The sequence below is a fragment of the Pseudomonas sp. B33.4 genome (assembly GCF_034555375.1).
GTDB lineage: Bacteria > Pseudomonadota > Gammaproteobacteria > Pseudomonadales > Pseudomonadaceae > Aquipseudomonas.
On sequence record NZ_CP140706.1, the window covers coordinates 6,020,364 to 6,036,811 of the forward strand.

Consider the following 16,448-nt stretch of genomic DNA (forward strand, 5'->3'; position numbering starts at 1 on the left):
AAATATTTCCATTCAGGAGCCGCCGTATGTCCCGTTCGCTAGACACCTTGTTGCGCCCCAGTCTGCTGGCTGTCGCCATCGCGCTCAGTGCGCCGCTGATCAGCAGTCCGTTGCTCGCCGCTGAACAAGCGTCGAGCGTGCGCGCGTACAACCTGCCGGCGGCGCCCCTGTCGACCACCCTCAACCAGATCGCCAGCCAGGGCGGCATTGCCCTGTCCCTGAATCCGTCGCTGGCAGCGGGCAAGACCTCGGCCCTGGTGAGCGGCCAATACGATGCGGCTGGCGCCCTGCGCGCGGCGCTGCGTGGCACCGGTCTGCAACTGGAGCAAAGCAGCACCGGCACTTACACCCTGGTTGCCGTGCCTGAAGGTGTCATGGCGCTGCCGGAAACTTCGGTCATCGGCGTGGAAAACCTCGAAAGTGCCTGGGGCCCGGTCGAAGGCTACACCGCCACCCGCACTGCCGCCGGCACCAAGACCGACACCGCGCTGGTCGAAGCACCGCGTTCGATTTCCGTCGCTACTCGCCAGCAAATGGACGACCGCAGCGTGCACAGCCTCGATGACGCCGTGCGCTACATGCCGGGTATCACCGCCAGCAGCTATGGCAGCGACACCCGCGCCGACTGGTTGCGCGTACGCGGTTTCGAGCCGACCCAGTTCCTCGACGGCCTGCCGTTGCCAAAAGGTGTGTACGCCAACCCGAAACAGGAAACCTGGAATCTCGACCGTCTCGCCCTGCTGCGCGGCCCGGCCTCCTCGGTTTACGGCCAGACCCCGCCGGGTGGCCTGCTCGACATGGTCAGCCGTCGCCCAAGCGCCGAAGCCAGCAGCGAAATCCAGTTGCAATACGGCAGCGACAATCACCGTCAGATCAACTTCGCCAGCACCGGCAAGATCGACGATGCCGGCCAGTTTCTCTACGGCCTCAGCGGCGTAGTACGCGACAGCGGCACGCAGGTCGATCACGTCGACAACAAACGCTACAACATCGCGCCGAGCCTGACCTGGAACATCGACGACGACACCAGGCTCACCCTGTTGAGCCAGTTCACCCGCGACGATACCGGCATCACCAGCCAGTTCCTGCCGGTGCAGGGCACCAAGATCAAGTCACCGTTCGGCGATATCTCCCATCACAAGAATCTGGGTGATCCGGACTGGGAATATTACGATCGCACCTACTACGCGCTGGGCTATGCCTTCGAACATCGTCTGAACGATGTCTGGCAGTTCAAGCAGAACCTGCGTTACACCAAGTCGGATCTGTCGTTCCAGTCGCTGACGCCGGGTTCCTACCCGTTCGCGCAAGTCGATGCTCAGGGCAATGTAAACCGCACCAGCACCAGCGTCGATGAAGACATCAGCCAGTTCGCCGTGGACAACAACTTCCAGGCTGACTTCGCCACCGGTGACATCCGCCACACCCTGCTGCTGGGTCTGGATCACCAGCGCAGCAACACCAACTACACCTCGATCTTCGGTGATGGCCTGCCCACCAATGTCATCACGCCGATCTACGGTCAGCCGATCGTTCGCCCGGCGCGCTCGACGGCGTTTTACGACTACGACCAGAAGACCTACCAGACCGGCCTGTACGTGCAGGATCAGATGGCTCTCGACCAGTGGCGCCTGACCCTCGGCGGCCGTGAAGACTGGGTGCACACCAGCACCCAGTTCATCAACAAGGGCGATGCCACCAACACCCAGCGCGACAAGGCCTTCAGCGGCAACGCCGCGCTCAGCTACGTGTTCGACAACGGTTTCGTGCCGTACCTGTCGTACGCCGAGTCTTTCCAGCCGACCACCGGTGCCGACGCCTCGTCCACCGAGTCGCTCAAACCAACCGAAGGCAAGCAGTGGGAACTGGGCATCAAGTACCAGCCACCGGGCAGCAAAACCCTGCTGACCGCTGCCGTGTATGAGCTGACCCAGAAGAACGTCTCGGTCAACACCTTCGTCAACAACGTCTCGATCACCAGCCAGACCGGCGAAGTGAAAGTCAAAGGCCTGGAGCTGGAAGCGGTTTCCGATGTCACCGACAACCTCAAAGTCATCGCGGCCTATACCCTGGCCAAATCCGAAGTGCAGAATGGCGTCGACAAGGGCAATCGCCTGCAACTGATGCCGAACCAGCAAGCGTCGCTGTGGACCGATTACACCTGGCACGCCGGCGTCCTCGACGGCTTCGGCATTGGCGGTGGTGTGCGGTACACCGGCAACACCTATGGCGACAAGGCCAACACCTGGCTGGGCAAGGCAGATGCCTACACCGTGTTCGACGCGAGCGTGCATTACGACCTCGGCCGTCTGGACAACAGCCTCAAAGGCGCATCGCTGGCACTCAACGCGACCAACCTGTTCGACAAGGACTACATTTCCACCTGCGACGGTTTCTACTGCTACTACGGCGACCAGCGCAGCGTCGTCGCCAGTGCCACTTACAAGTGGTAAGCAACTGAGCTGAAACAGGCCCTGTGACCAGGCCGTCCTTCGCGGACGGCTTTGGTGTTTTTGAAGGTCATGAAATGAAAAGTAAAACAATTCGTCGCTGGTCGTTCATCCACACCTGGACCAGCCTGGTCTGCACCGTGTTTTTGCTGATGCTGGCACTGACTGGTCTGCCACTGATTTTCCATCACGAGATCGAACATCTGCTCGGCGATGCACCCGAAGTGCGCGAAATGCCGGCCGACACACCGCGCCTGAATCTGGCGCAACTGGTCGAGGCCGCCGAGAAACATCGCCCGGATGAAGTCGTGCAGTATTTCGGCTTCGATGACGATGAGCCGAATGCCGTGCTGACCATCATGGCGAAAACCGCCGGCACCGAACCGAACTCGTCGCACACCTTCATGCTCGATGCGCGCACCGGTGAAGCGCTGGAAACCCCTTCAGCCAACGGCGGCTTGATGCTGTTCATCCTGCGCTTGCACGTCGACATGTTTGCCGGGCTGCCGGGCAAGTTGTTGTTGGCGTTCATGGGGTTGCTGTTTGTCGTGGCCATCGTGTCTGGAACGGTGCTGTATTTGCCGTTCATGCGCCGCTTGAAGTTCGGCACGGTGCGCCAGGATAAATCCACCCGCTTGCGCTGGCTCGACCTGCATAACCTGATCGGCGTGGTCACCCTGACATGGGCCTTGGTGGTCGGCGTGACCGGTGTGATCAGCGCTTGCGCCGACTTGTTGATCGCGGCTTGGCGCAACGACGCACTGACTGCGCTGATCGAACCTTACCGCGATGCCCCGCCGCTGACGCATCTGGCACCGGCCACCCGCCTGCTCGACATCGCCGCCGAAGTGGCACCGGGGATGAAGCCGGATTTCATTGCCTTCCCCGGCACACGCTTTTCCAGTGAGCACCATTACTCGGTGTTCATGAAAGGCGGCACGCATTTGACCTCGCACTTGCTGACGCCGGTGCTGATCGATGCCACAACACTGCAAGTCACCGCCGTGGCCGAACGGCCGTGGTACATGGACGCCATGGGCATGTCGCAACCGCTGCACTTCGGTGACTACGGCGGTATGCCGATGAAAATCCTCTGGGCCACTCTGGATGTGCTGACGATCATTGTGCTCGGCAGTGGCGTTTATCTGTGGGTGGTGCGGCGCAAAGCGGCCAAACCTGTAGTGGAAAGGGCGGAGGCGTCTGCATGAAGCCGCGTCAGTCGAGTTTCTGGAAGGTGTTCAGCACGCCGATGGTGATTGCGCTGCTGAGCGCGGCGGGGTTGTTTGCGGCGTTGCTTGGGGATGGGATTTGGGATGCGTTGAGCTGGGTTGGGCTGGGTGTTCCGGCCGTTCTGGCGATCAGGGGATTGTTGCTGCGCAGGTAGTTTTTGTGCTGTCGGTGATGGCCTCATCGCTGGCAAGCCAGCTCCCACAAGAATCTCTGCTGGGCCTGAAATGTGTGTTCACTGCAAACACCTGTGGGAGCTGGCTTGCCAGCGATGGCGGCCGGATGGGCGCCATAAATTCCCTCGCCAGCCATCGCGGTTCTGACTAGGCTAACCACCTGCTCTTCGACGATCACCGAGGTTTGCCAATGTCCGCCCCCAGCATGACCCTGTACCACAACACGCTCTCCCCGTTTGTGCGCAAAGTGATGGTGTTGCTGCACGAAACCGGCCAGCAGGATCGCGTCGCGCTGCAAGACTGCGTGCTCAGCCCGGTCAGCCCGAGCGCCGAGCTCAACGCCGATAATCCGTTGGGCAAGATCCCCGCCCTGCGTCTGGCCGACGGCCATGTCATCCATGACAGCCGCGTGATCCTCGAATACCTCGACCAGCAGCACGTCGGCAATCCGCTGATCCCGCGCGAAGGTTCGGCGCGCTGGCGCCGACTGACCCTGGCCTCGATGGCTGACGGGATCATGGATGCGTCGGTGATGGTGCGTTATGAACTGGTTCTGCGCGCACCGGAAAAGCATTGGGATGAATGGCTCGAGGCCCAGCGCGACAAGATCCGTCGCGCCCTAGCTGTGTTGGAAAAGGAAGCCATCGCCGAGCTGACCAGCCATTTCGATGTGGCGGCGATCAGCGTCGCCTGTGCGCTGGGTTATCTCGATTTGCGCTTCCCGGATCTGGGTTGGCGTGAGGCCAACCCGCAATTGGCCAGCTGGTTTTTTGAGGTGAGTCAGCGACCGTCCATGATCGCCACGATGCCCAAGCCTTAAATCGGCGGCGCCTGGTCCGGCCTCTTCGCGAGCAGGCTCGCTCCCACATTGTTTTTGGCTATGGCAGAAATCTCTGTTCCAACACCAATCCTGTGGGAGCGAGCCTGCTCGCGAATGCACCACCTCGGTTCCGGCGGCAGCGCTGCAAAAATCAGTGTCACCAAAACCTCTACCTCCCGCTGATCTTCACGCAACCCGCTCATTGCATCGCCCCCACATCAAACTCCAACGGCTTCGCCGGCTTCTGCCCGATCCCGTACCAGTCCAGTTTGCGCGTCAGCACCATAAACACACCGAGCAGACCGAACAGCAACAACGAGCCCATCAGCAACGCGTAATCCTCAGCGCTCAACAAGCCATAGAGCAGGCCGTACAGGGCCGCCAATCCCGCCGAAAAACTCAAACCGTGACGCACACTGCGCAGCACGTGGCAGACGTAAAACCCGATCAATAACACACAGGCACTGGCCGACAACAGATACGCCAAGGCAAACCCGATGTGCTCCGACAACGACAGCAGCAACAGATAAAAGAACGCCAACGCCACACCGACCAACGCGTATTGCACCGGGTGCACGGCCAGACTCTTGAGCACTTCGAAGAGGAAGAAACCGGCAAACGTCAGCACGATGAACAGCAGCGCATATTTGATCGCCCGGTCACTCTTCAGGTACTGATCCACCGGGTCGATGAAGCTCACGCCAAAGCTGCGGCCGTTGAATGCCTCGCAATCATTGCCGCTGACGCAACGGCTCATGGCGTCTTGCAGGTTGGTGGAAAAAAACGTGGTCTGCCAATCGGCGCTGAAACCCTGATCGTTGATCTCACGCTTGGCCGGCAGGAAATTGCCGATGAAACTTGGATGCGGCCAATTCGCCGTGAGGCTGACGCTGCTGCTCTTGCCCACCGGCAGCACCTGCAACGAACCGGTGCCTTGCAGGCGCAAATCGAAACCGAAGCTCAGTTCCGTGGTTTTGCTGGTGTCGAGCAGCGGCAGCGGCACTCGCACACCCTCGCCGAGCCAGCCGACCTGGGTGCCCGGCACGAAGTCCAGACGCTGACCGTCAAGTTCCAGTTTCAGCGCGTTTTCGATGCCGCGAATGTCGCTGATACCCACCGCAAGAAACGGCGCATCGAACTGGTAATCGGTGAAATCTTCTTTGATGCCCAATTGCGCTGGCAATGAAAAATGGCCATTGATGCGGTTGTCGGCGTGGAACAGCCGTGCTTCATAAATGCCTCGCGCACGCAGTTCGGTTTGCACCTGGCCGTCGAGCTCGAAACGCTCCGGCAGGAAGTACAAACGGCCGCGCTCTTCGCCCGGCTCGTCGTAGCGTTGGTTGGTTTTGTCGTTGGTTTTCCAGTTGTGAACCACTTTGCGATACGGCACCACCATCACCGGCCCGCTCAGTTGCTGGCTGTAGCTGGAGCTGCGGGCGATGTCTTCAAGCACACCGTCGCGCAACTGCTGACGGTCGTCGATGACGCCGTCGATCATCAGCAGCGGGATCAGCAACAGCAGGATCAGCACGGCGATGGCGCCGAGCTTGATGGTCAGATTCTTGTTCATGGGACTCTCCCTGTTTGGATGGGCAGAGTCTGCTGAGTGGGTGTGGGGGTTTTGTGGGGGGAATGTGGAGATTGTGTGGAAAGATCAAAAGATCGCAGCCTTCGGCAGCTCCTACAGGTGTACGCAACCCTATGTAGGAGCTGCCGAAGGCTGCGATCTTTTGACGGAATCAAGGCAAGCGCAATGTCACTTCAACCCCGTTTTCGACATTGCGAATCTGCATCGACCCACCATGCAACTTGACCACCTCTTCGACGAAGTTAAGCCCCAACCCGGTGCTTTTGCGCCCACTGTCCGGTCGCGGCAATGAGTAGAAGCGCTCGGTCAAACGCGGCAAGGCGTAGTCAGGAATCGGCGCCGTTTCATTGAACAATCGAAATTCGGTCTGCTCGCCAACCCGCTCGGCACTGAAACGCAGCAGCCCCTGAAACGGGGTGAAATCGAGCGCATTCTCCAGCAGATTACCCAACGCCTGACGCAACAGAAAAGGCTCGCCAATCAACAGCAGATCTGCCGCAATCGCCTGTTCGATGCGCAGCTTTTTACCTTCAATCCGCGCCGCCTGCCCTTGCTGCAACTCATCGACCAACACGGCCAAAGGCACGGCGACCCGCTCTTCAAGACCCTGGCGCTGTTCCACCTGCGCCAGATTCAACAACCGTTCGATCAACTGCTGCATCCGCGCACTTTCGCTGTCGATGTTGCCGACAAAGCGCAATCGCTGAACCGGCGGCATGTCGCCTTGCAGCAACTCCGCCGCGCCACGAATCGCTGCCAGCGGACTTTTCAGTTCATGAGTCAGCGTGTGCACATAACGCTCGACGTAGGCCTTGCCTTCCAGTTGCGTGCGCATCTGCTCCAGGGCGGTGGCGAGCTGTTCCAGTTCGCCGCCCCGGTAATGCGGCACCTCAACGCGCCGACCTTCGCTCACCGCTTGGGCATAACCGGTCAGACGGTGCAGCGCACGGCTCAGCCACCACGACAGCAATGCGCCAAAGAGCAGACCGAGTCCGATCAGACCGGCACCGTAAAACAGCAAGCGCCGCTCGGTGCGATCGACATAAGGCTGCAATGAGCTGTTGGGTTTGGCCACGGTGACCACACCGATGATCTTGCCGTTATCGCGGATCGGCGCGCCGACGTGCATCACTGACGAACTCGCGTCATCCGGATCGCTGCGGCTCGAACGTGCGCCGTACTCACCGCGCAGGGTCAGGTAGACGTCATTCCAGCGCGAGTAATCCTGACCGACCGCGACGCCACTGGAATCGAGCACGACGATGCCTTTGGCGTCAGTCACGTAGATGCGGTGGTTGACCTGATTTTTCGGCAAGCCCCAGATGGTCGCTTGCGGCTGGCGCTCGCCATACGCACGCAGCAACTCGGGCCAGCGGTTCTCGCTAAGGGTGCCAGCCTTGAAATCGTCACGGAGGATTTCTGCCATCAGGTTGGCGGTATCGACCAGGGTTTCTTCGGTGGACTGGCGCACGCCGGGACGGATTTCTTCCATCACCGTGTTGAGCACGAAATAACCGGTCAGGCCGACAAACAGCACATACACCAGAAAGATCCGCAGCCCCAGCGACATCAGCTGTGCCCCGGGCTGTAACTGTAACCGAGGCCACGATGGGTCTGGATCGGCTCGGCCTCGGCACGCACCAGCCGCAGTTTGGCGCGTACGCTTTTGATGTGGCTGTCGATGCTGCGCTCGTAGCCGGCGTCGGCGGCGACGCCTAGCGCATCAAGTAATTGTTCGCGGCTGAACACACGCTCGGGTTGTTCGAGCAGGCATTGCAACAGGCGGAATTCATGGCGGGTCAGGCTCAGGTTCTGGCCGCGATAACTGATTTGCACACGTTCAGGATCGACCCGAAACAGCGCTGAAGTGGCTTCAATCGTGGGGCGCGGCGCCATGCGTTTAAGGATGGCCTTCACCCGCGCCGCGACTTCACGCGGGCTGAATGGCTTGACCACATAGTCGTCGGCACCAATTTCCAGGCCCACCACGCGATCAATCTCGGCATCCCGGGCACTCAGGAACAGCACCGGCACCTCGCTGAAGCGCCGCAGTTGTTTGCAGGTTTCGAAACCGCTGATGTCCGGCAGGCCGATGTCGAGGATGATCAGATCGGCCGGGGTTTGCCGCTGATGTTCAAGCGCCGCCGCGCCTAGGCTCAGCCACGTGGTGCCGAACCCCTCGCCTTGCAGGGCGAAAATCAGCGTGTCGGCAATCGCCGCTTCGTCTTCGACAATCAGGATATGAGGCATGGCGTCCGAGCCCGTGGGTTAAGTGCGCGAACGGTGCCCCAAGCCTGACGTTACGTCAATGAGACCACTTAGCAGTCCGGCTTGTCGGCCGTGAAACGCCGCGCCGGATTCACTGCCGCACCGAATTCGCGCAAGGCCTTGGCACCGATCAGCAGCGGATAGTTGAAGTTGCTGCGGTCGGTCAGGTTGACCTCAACGGTACGCTTGACGTTGCCCAGGCACAGCTCCAGATCGACCACTGGCCGCTTGGCGACTTCGGTGCTTTCGCCCTCGTCCTCTTCGTCCGAGCGGCTCTTGATCTTGCTGATCCGCGCGACCTTGTGTTCGTAGACCTTGTTGCTGGCGTCCTTGGTCCCGAGGCGGAACCGTACCCATTCATCACCATCGCGGGTGAAGGTCTCGATGTCCTTGGCCGACAGCGAGGCGGTCAGTGCGCCGGTGTCCATCTTGGCCTTGAGCACTTCACCGCCGATTTCCGGCAGCGCGATGTATTCGTAGCGCCCGTACAGGGTCGGCTCGGCGGCCATGACCGGCAGGGCGACGAGGGCAAACAGTGCAAGGAGGGATTTCACGTAAGGGGCTTCCTTGGAAAATGAGGGCGGCAGACTGGGATTTTAGACACCCATTGAGTCATTGGTTCGCCCGTGGAACCGCATCGCTGGCAAGCCAGCTCCCACAGGGATTTGGGGCGTGTTGAATATTTGTGAACAACACATAACCTTGTGGGAGCTGGCTTGCCAGCGATGAGGCCAGCACATTCAACACAATATCTGGCACCAGCATACCGGTCCAAAAGTGAAACATTCGTCACCACCGATTTGGCCTGCCGCGCGAAGCTGCTTATCATGGCGCGCCCATCCGTTTGCAAAGAGTTGCTTATGCGCCGCCTGCTCACCGGCTGTTTCGTCACCTTGCTGCTGTTGCTCAACACCCTGATCCTGATCGGGCCGTTGCTGGTGTTTGCCCTGCTCAAACTGGTTGCACCGGGCCGCTGGCGCGACTACGCGTCGTGGGCGGTGATGTGGATCGCCGAGACCTGGGCCGAGATCGACAAGCTGATTTTCCGTCTGTGCATTCCCACCCAATGGGACATTCGCGGCGGCGAAGGCCTGCGCGGCGACACGTCTTATCTGGTGATCAGCAATCACCAGTCGTGGGTCGATATTCCGGCGCTGATCCAGACGCTCAACCGGCGCACACCGTTCTTCAAATTCTTCCTCAAGAAAGAGCTGATCTGGGTGCCGTTTCTGGGGCTGGCGTGGTGGGCGCTGGATTACCCGTTCATGAAGCGCTACACCAAAGCGTTTCTGGCCAAGCACCCGGAACTGGCCGGCAAGGATCTGGAAATCACCAGACAGGCCTGCGAGCTGTTCAAGCGTCAGCCCGTGACCGTGGTGAATTATCTGGAAGGCACGCGCTACACCGCCGCGAAAAGTGCCGAGCAACAATCACCGTTCAACCACTTGCTCAAGCCCAAGGCCGGCGGCGTGGCGTTTGTATTGGCGGCGATGGGTGAACAGCTGGATGCGATTCTCGACGTCACCGTGGTTTATCCACAGGCGAAAATCCCGGGCTTCTGGGATTTGATCAGCGGCAACGTGCCGCGCGTGATCATCGACATCAAGACCCGTGAACTCGCCCCGGCGCTGTGGCAGGGCGATTACGAAAACGATCCGGTGTTTCGCGAGAAGGTCCAGAACTGGGTCAACCAGCTCTGGAACGAGAAAGATCAGCGCATCGCCGAACTGCGCAGCGAGCGCCGCTGAATCAGCTACCGGTGCCAGCGCCCCAGATGCTACCCAGACTTTGCAGCAGCGGGCCGCCAACGCCCTGGTCACCCAGATACTTGAGCAGCACCGGGGCAAACTGGCCGACCATGCCGCTGTCCATCCCCAACGCACCGAAGGCATTGTTCAGGTCATTGGTGTCCTTGACGTTGCCCAGGGCGTTTTCCAGACCGGCTGATTTACCGGACTGACCGAGCAACCCGCTCAACGCCGCCAGATTACCGCTACCGCCCGACAGCTTATCGATGCCCGGCACTTCCTTGGCCAACTGCGAATAATCGGTGCTGCTCAATTGGTTCTTGGCCAGGCCAAGCATGGCGCTGGTGCCGCCGACGGCTTGCTGCGGGGTAACCCCCAGACCGGTGACGGCTTGCAGCAGACCGGCGGTTTCCGAAGTCGGTGCGGCGGCGGTGGCCGCGTTGCCGCCCTGCATGCTCGAAGCCGCCTTGGTCACGTCATCCAGACTGAAACCGGCGAATACCGGGCTGGCCGCAAGGGTCATCAGTGAAGCCAAGGCAATACCGCGTGAAATCTTCATTCAGACATCCTCTTGCGCTGTGAGAACCACCCGTTGATTGGGCAGCGAAACTGCCGGTTTGACCGGGTATCCGCCGGCATGTTCCGGCGCGGCGCATCCATTTTCATCCGGTATGCGTATATAAAACGTGAAATCCCGGACACCCTCGCGATGAATGGCACAACCGCTGTCGCTGAACTAGCCTGTGAACAGTCCGAGTCTCGCCCTCGCGCGCTCACCCTTGCCTGGAGAGTGGTCATTTCCATCGCCGACGCCGATCAGCTGCGACAGTTGTTGGCCCAGTGTTCACTGGGTGATCGTCGCGCCTTCGAAACGCTCTATCGCAGCGTCGGCCCGCGCCTGCATGGCGTCGCGCTGCGCTTCATGGGCCGCGCCGATCTGGCCGAAGAGGTGCTGCAGGAAGCCTTCGTGCGCATCTGGAACAACGCCTCGCGCTACGAAGCGCACCTGTCGGCACCGCTGACCTGGATGATCAACATCACCCGCAATCAAGCCATCGACCAGTTGCGCAAACATCGTGACCGGCCATTGACCGATCTCGAACAGGACGCGCTGCCGGACGAAAGTCCCTCCGCTCACGACCAACTGAACAGCGCCCGCGAGGCTCAGACGTTGAACCGCTGTCTGGATACCCTTGAAAGCATGCAGCGCCAATCGATCACCGTGGCCTACTTCCAGGGATTGTCGTGCACGGAACTCGCCGAACACCTGGCCACACCACTGGGGACGGTGAAATCGTGGATCCGCCGTGGCATGGAACGTCTGCGCCGGTGCCTTGAATCATGAACTACCAGACCCCTGCCCTGCGCCGCGCCCTCGCCGCCGATTACGCCATCGGGTTGATGGCTGCGCCTGCGCGGCGGCGGTTTGAACAATTGCTGCTGGACGACGCGGTGTTGCGAGCTGAAGTGGCGCAATGGCAGGAAACACTGGTGAGTCTCACAGAATCTCTGCCGGAGCATCCGGTGCCCGATCGCGTCTGGCATGGCATCACCGCGCGGATCGAACCGCAAGTGCTGCATGTTCCCGAGAAGCGACCGTTCTGGAACTGGTTACGCGTCACCGCGGCACTGTGTTCGATCGTGGTGTTGGTCTTCCTCAGCTCGCTTTACAACCGCGACGACGCCCGCTACCGCGCCACGCTGCTGACAGCCGATGCGCAACCGGCGCTGAAGGTCGAGGCGCATGCGGATTATCTGCAAGTCGAGCCGCTGACGCTGGCGGCGGTTGATGCGGATCGTAGCCTGGAACTGTGGGCGATTCCGGCTGACGGCAAACCGATTTCCCTCGGCGTTATTCCGGCGGGTGGCAAAGGCAAGGTTGAGCTGAGCGAGGTGCAGAAAGCGTTGATCGGTAAACCGATTGCGCTGGCGGTCAGTCTTGAGCCTAAAGGTGGTTCGCCGACCGGACAGCCGACTGGGCAGGTGCTGTATCAAGGGACGTTGGCGACCCTTTGAAGCAAAGCCCCTCACCCTAGCCCTCTCCCAGAGGGAGAGAGGACTGACCGTGGGATATTTGCGCAATACACCGACTTGAAAGACTTGCGTTGAATCCATAGTCGACTCGATCTTTCAGGTCGATATACGACGCAAGACACCTCGGTCGGCCCCCTCTCCCTCGGGGAGAGGGCTGGGGTGAGGGTAGCTTTTGACTTTGCCTTCCCACAAAAAACGGCGACCCTGAGGTCGCCGTTTTGTATTGCGCTTAAGCCTTACGCCGCACTAAAAAACTTATGCGGATCAATCACAAACTTCTTCGGCACGCCCGCATCGAACTTCCCACAGGATCTCAATCCGCCGAAACAACCGAAGGCTGCGGTTTTTTTAGGTCATTAATTGCTTGTCGTGAAAATCAATATTTCAAAAAGAACTAGACACCTGTCAGATCTGACAGGTGTCTAGCGATCCGGGCTGGAATAGGCTGCTGGTGTGTCAATTGTTCGAAGAAAGCGAGGTGCAATTAACGGTCATTCAACGGGAGATACAGTGATGGAGAAGCAATGCAGTCCGCGCGATCAACTGCTCGAATCAGATGTCCCGCCGATCATCTTTTGCATCAGCCCGGACGATCCGATCATTAAATACATCAAAGCGGGGCAGAAGGTTACTTATGACCTTGTGCTCGGGGATAACGGTCAGTACTACGCAGTGGACATAAAACTGGCCCTGGACAAGGGCAAATCCAAACGCCCTGAAGTCTGTGCAGTTGTATAAATATTTAACCAATCAACGAAACAGGAAATACGGAAATGGCAGACAGAGAAACCGGTACAGTCAAATGGTTCAACGATGAAAAGGGCTTCGGTTTTATTACGCCTCAGGGCGGAGGCGATGATCTTTTCGTCCATTTCAAAGCCATCCAATCGGACGGATTCAAGAGTTTGAAAGAAGGTCAGACTGTTACTTTCGTTGCTGCAAAAGGACAGAAGGGAATGCAAGCGGAAGAAGTTAAGGTCGTGTAGAAAAACGCTCGATAAAAACGGCGCCTGAACGGCGCCGTTTTCGTATTTCTTAAAGCCTTACGCCGCACTGAACAACTTATGCGGATCAATCACAAACTTCTTCGGCACGCCCGCATCGAACTCGCCATACCCTTCCGGCGCCTGATCGAGACTGATCACTTGCACGCCCACCACTTCGGCGATGTTGATGCGATCCCACATGATCGCCTGCATCAATTGGCGGTTGTACTTCATCACTGGTGTCTGGCCAGTGTGGAAGCTGTGCGACTTGGCCCAGCCCAGACCGAAGCGAATGCTCAGGCTGCCCATTTTCGCGGCGGCGTCCACAGCACCCGGATCTTCGGTGACGTACAGGCCCGGAATACCGATTTTGCCGGCCACGCGGACCACGCCCATCAGCGAGTTGAGTACCGTGGCCGGTGCTTCCGATTTCGCGCCGTCATGGCCGTGACCGCGGGCTTCGAAACCGACGCAGTCCACTGCGCAATCCACTTCCGGCTCGCCGAGCAGCGCGGCGATCTGTTCGTGCAGCGGTGCATCTTTCGACAAGTCGACGATCTCAAAACCCTGCGCCTTGGCGTGGGCCAGGCGGATGGTGTTGACGTCGCCGATGATCACCACCGCCGCACCCAACAGACGCGCGGAAGCGGCAGCCGCCAGACCGACCGGGCCGGCGCCGGCAATGTAAACGGTGCTGCCCGGGCCAACGCCCGCAGTCACCGCGCCGTGGTAACCGGTCGGAAGGATGTCGGAGAGGCAGGTCAGGTCGCGGATTTTCTCCATGGCCTTGTCGCGGTCCGGCAGTTTCAGCAGGTTGAAATCGGCGTACGGCACCAGCACGTATTCGGCCTGGCCACCGGTCCAGTCGCCCATGTCGACATAACCGTAAGCGCCGCCGGCACGGGCCGGGTTGACGGTCAGGCAGACGCCGGTGTGTTGCTCTTTGCAGGAGCGGCAGCGCCCGCATGCGACGTTGAACGGGACAGAGACCAGATCGCCGATTTTCAGGTTTTCGACGTCGGAGCCTTTTTCGATCACCTCGCCGGTGATCTCGTGGCCCAGCACCAGACCGGTCTGCGCCGTGGTACGGCCGCGCACCATGTGCTGGTCGGAGCCGCAGATATTGGTGGAAACCACTTTGAGAATGACCCCGTGCTCGATCTTGCGACCGCGCGGGTCCTGCATTTTCGGATAGTCGATTTTCTGTACTTCGACCTTGCCCGCGCCGAGATACACCACACCACGATTGCCAGACATGCTTTCACCTCGCTGTTGTTTTTATGGAACCGCGTTGCCCAGGCAGGCAGCGCGTTAAATGCTCGGGTTATTGCTTGTTGGTTTTGCGTTGTTTGTTATGGCCCTATCGCGAGCAGGCTCGCTCCTACATTGGAACGCGTACCCCTTGTAGGAGTGAGCCTGCTCGCGATAGCGATCTAGAGAACGACCGTGCGATTGGCGTTGAGAAACACCCTCCGCTCAATGTGATACCCAACCGCCCGCGCCAGCGTCAGGCCTTCGATATCGCGCCCCTTGGCAATCAGATCCTCAGGGTAATGACTGTGATCCACCGCCTCGACGCCTTGGGCAATGATCGGCCCTTCGTCGAGGTCGTTATTGATGTAATGCGCCGTCGCGCCCACCAGTTTCACGCCTTTGTTGTAGGCCTGGTGATACGGCTTGGCGCCCTTGAAACCCGGCAGCAACGAGTGATGAATGTTGATCGCCTTGCCATCGAGCTTGCGGCACAGCTCTGGTGACAGCACCTGCATGTAGCGGGCGAGGATCACCAGTTCGGCACCGGACTCTTCGATCACCTGCCACACCTGACGCTCCTGCGACGGTTTGTCGTTGGGGTCGAGGGGGAAATGGTAGTAGGGAATCTGGTGCCAGTCGGCCAGCGGTTTCAAATCCGGATGGTTGGAGACCACCGCCGCCACGTCCATCGACAACTGGCCGATGCGCTGACGGTAGAGCAAGTCGTTGAGGCAGTGATCGGCTTTGGAAACCATGATCACCACTTTCGGCCGGTAGTTCGGCGCGGTCAGTTCGAAGATCATGCCGAAGGCCTGACCGCGTTCGGCTAAGCCGGCGCGGAAGGATTGTTCGTCGAAACCGTCGGGCTGGCGGAATTCCACGCGAATGAAAAAGCGTCCGGAGAGGCGGTCATCGAACGAATGGTGCTCGGTGACGTAGCAACCCTGCTCGAACAGAAAACGCGTCACCGCGTCCACCGTGCCGAGGACGCTGGGGCAGTCGGCGGTCAGAATCCATGTGTCTGGGGCGCGGCTCATGGTGCGGTGACTCCTGTTCTTTGTGCGGGGTGTCAGGTTTTTCCCTCACCCTAGCCCTCTCCCAGAGGGAGAGGGGACTGACCGAGGTGTTGTTTCGAACTACGCCGACCTGAAATGTCGGGTCGAACTCAGGCTCGAAAACTACACAAATCTGCTCCCTTTCCCCCTCTCCCCTCTGGGGGAGAGGGCTGGGGTGAGGGGGTAGCTCTTGATCTTTTTCAGGCCTGAACGCTCAACCCGTACTCAGCCGATGCATCCTGCAACCACAACCACCAGTAATCTGAGAAGCTGCGGCGAATCAGCAATTCCCAAGTGTCCTCCGCCGTATGCCGAATCATCAGCTGCGACTTGGCGAACACCGTGCCGACCGCTTTCCCGACCGGGAAGTTGTTCGGGTGCACGTCATAGCTGGTCGACTTCATCAGCACCTGACGCACGTTCGGCCCGCTCAGTTCGAGCACTTGCTGGCCGCCACTGACGTTGACGATCGCGATGTGCAGATCGCCCAGCGCTTCACGCAGATTCTGTTCGGCGGCGAATTCTTCACCGCTCGGCACGATCAGCAGCCACTCGTCCGGGCCCATCCATTGCAGACTGGTTTCGCCTTTGACGATCACGCTAAGGGCGCCTGGCAATTCGATGCCCAGGGCCTTGTGGACACCGGCGGCGAACGCGGCATCGTGGCCATCGCCACGGATGGTCAGGTGGCCGAGGAGTTTCTTTTCACGCACGATCACGCCGGCGTTCTTGCGGCCCTTGCCGACCAGGCTGGCGAGGTCGGCATGGTGCAGCGACGACTCGGCCTTGGCCCCGGTGGTCGGGCGTTGTTGGTACACGTTGGCTGTGGTCATAAAGCACCT

At 59.8% G+C, this 16,448-nt stretch carries 17 protein-coding genes; 9 read left to right on the forward strand and 8 right to left on the reverse strand.

All coding sequences use genetic code 11. The annotated features are described in order from the left end of the window. Nucleotides 1-26 precede the first annotated feature (26 nt). The 4 genes from U6037_RS26690 to U6037_RS26705 all read left to right on the forward strand — a co-directional run bounded on the left by U6037_RS26690 (nucleotide 27) and on the right by U6037_RS26705 (nucleotide 4,673). Nucleotides 27-2,453: a TonB-dependent siderophore receptor gene (locus tag U6037_RS26690; protein ID WP_322845063.1), complete on the forward strand. Its 2,427-nt coding sequence runs from the start codon at nucleotides 27-29 to the stop codon at nucleotides 2,451-2,453. A gap of 74 nt (nucleotides 2,454-2,527) precedes the next feature. Beyond that, on the forward strand, nucleotides 2,528-3,658 hold the full coding sequence (locus tag U6037_RS26695; protein ID WP_322845064.1) for a PepSY-associated TM helix domain-containing protein: 1,131 nt from the start codon (nucleotides 2,528-2,530) through the stop codon (nucleotides 3,656-3,658). After that, on the forward strand, nucleotides 3,655-3,834 hold the full coding sequence (locus U6037_RS26700) for a hypothetical protein (protein ID WP_322845065.1): 180 nt from the start codon (nucleotides 3,655-3,657) through the stop codon (nucleotides 3,832-3,834). Before U6037_RS26695 ends, U6037_RS26700 begins: the two co-directional genes overlap by 4 nt. Nucleotides 3,835-4,043: 209 nt before the next feature. Next, a complete protein-coding gene (locus tag U6037_RS26705) occupies nucleotides 4,044-4,673 on the forward strand; it encodes a glutathione S-transferase (protein ID WP_322845066.1) in 630 nt (209 codons plus the stop codon). Nucleotides 4,674-4,872: 199 nt separating this feature from the next. Here U6037_RS26705 and creD read toward each other — a convergent pair whose 3' ends face one another. From creD to U6037_RS26725, 4 genes are all read right to left on the reverse strand, one after another. After that, nucleotides 4,873-6,243, reverse strand: a complete 1,371-nt coding sequence (creD, locus tag U6037_RS26710) for a cell envelope integrity protein CreD (RefSeq protein WP_322845067.1) — start codon at nucleotides 6,241-6,243, stop codon at nucleotides 4,873-4,875. A gap of 169 nt (nucleotides 6,244-6,412) precedes the next feature. Continuing rightward, nucleotides 6,413-7,831, reverse strand: a complete 1,419-nt coding sequence (gene creC, locus U6037_RS26715) for a two-component system sensor histidine kinase CreC (protein WP_322845068.1) — start codon at nucleotides 7,829-7,831, stop codon at nucleotides 6,413-6,415. Beyond that, on the reverse strand, nucleotides 7,831-8,511 hold the full coding sequence (creB, locus tag U6037_RS26720; protein ID WP_322845069.1) for a two-component system response regulator CreB: 681 nt from the start codon (nucleotides 8,509-8,511) through the stop codon (nucleotides 7,831-7,833). Before creB ends, creC begins: the two co-directional genes overlap by 1 nt. Nucleotides 8,512-8,579: 68 nt before the next feature. After that, nucleotides 8,580-9,083: an ATP-dependent zinc protease gene (locus U6037_RS26725; protein WP_007909997.1), complete on the reverse strand. Its 504-nt coding sequence runs from the start codon at nucleotides 9,081-9,083 to the stop codon at nucleotides 8,580-8,582. 306 nt (nucleotides 9,084-9,389) lie between these two features. Here U6037_RS26725 and U6037_RS26730 point away from each other — a divergent pair, with 306 nt between their 5' ends. Then, nucleotides 9,390-10,277, forward strand: a complete 888-nt coding sequence (locus U6037_RS26730) for an acyltransferase (RefSeq protein ID WP_322845070.1) — start codon at nucleotides 9,390-9,392, stop codon at nucleotides 10,275-10,277. 1 nt (nucleotide 10,278) lies between these two features. Here U6037_RS26730 and U6037_RS26735 read toward each other — a convergent pair whose 3' ends face one another. Then, the gene (locus tag U6037_RS26735; RefSeq protein WP_007909995.1) at nucleotides 10,279-10,836 is read right to left on the reverse strand and encodes a DUF2780 domain-containing protein; all 558 of its coding nucleotides are present in this window, start codon (nucleotides 10,834-10,836) and stop codon (nucleotides 10,279-10,281) included. A gap of 150 nt (nucleotides 10,837-10,986) precedes the next feature. Here U6037_RS26735 and U6037_RS26740 point away from each other — a divergent pair, with 150 nt between their 5' ends. The 4 genes from U6037_RS26740 to U6037_RS26755 all read left to right on the forward strand — a co-directional run bounded on the left by U6037_RS26740 (nucleotide 10,987) and on the right by U6037_RS26755 (nucleotide 13,297). Continuing rightward, nucleotides 10,987-11,622, forward strand: a complete 636-nt coding sequence (locus tag U6037_RS26740; RefSeq protein ID WP_322845071.1) for an RNA polymerase sigma factor — start codon at nucleotides 10,987-10,989, stop codon at nucleotides 11,620-11,622. Next, a complete protein-coding gene (locus U6037_RS26745) occupies nucleotides 11,619-12,293 on the forward strand; it encodes an anti-sigma factor domain-containing protein (RefSeq protein ID WP_322845072.1) in 675 nt (224 codons plus the stop codon). The genes U6037_RS26740 and U6037_RS26745 overlap by 4 nt, the downstream gene beginning before the upstream one ends. Before the next feature lie 531 nt (nucleotides 12,294-12,824). Then, the gene (locus U6037_RS26750) at nucleotides 12,825-13,049 is read left to right on the forward strand and encodes a hypothetical protein (protein WP_322845073.1); all 225 of its coding nucleotides are present in this window, start codon (nucleotides 12,825-12,827) and stop codon (nucleotides 13,047-13,049) included. 35 nt (nucleotides 13,050-13,084) lie between these two features. Further along, nucleotides 13,085-13,297 (forward strand): cold-shock protein, encoded by a 213-nt coding sequence (locus U6037_RS26755; protein ID WP_322845074.1) that lies wholly within the window; start codon nucleotides 13,085-13,087, stop codon nucleotides 13,295-13,297. Between the two features lie 57 nt (nucleotides 13,298-13,354). Here the strand turns inward: U6037_RS26755 and fdhA are convergent, their stop codons facing one another. The 3 genes from fdhA to U6037_RS26770 form a co-directional block, all read right to left on the reverse strand. Continuing rightward, nucleotides 13,355-14,554: a formaldehyde dehydrogenase, glutathione-independent gene (gene fdhA / locus U6037_RS26760; protein ID WP_008086916.1), complete on the reverse strand. Its 1,200-nt coding sequence runs from the start codon at nucleotides 14,552-14,554 to the stop codon at nucleotides 13,355-13,357. Between the two features lie 176 nt (nucleotides 14,555-14,730). Next, a complete protein-coding gene (purU, locus tag U6037_RS26765) occupies nucleotides 14,731-15,588 on the reverse strand; it encodes a formyltetrahydrofolate deformylase (RefSeq protein WP_008086918.1) in 858 nt (285 codons plus the stop codon). Between the two features lie 218 nt (nucleotides 15,589-15,806). Further along, the gene (locus tag U6037_RS26770) at nucleotides 15,807-16,439 is read right to left on the reverse strand and encodes a sarcosine oxidase subunit gamma (RefSeq protein WP_322845075.1); all 633 of its coding nucleotides are present in this window, start codon (nucleotides 16,437-16,439) and stop codon (nucleotides 15,807-15,809) included. Nucleotides 16,440-16,448: the final 9 nt, after the last annotated feature.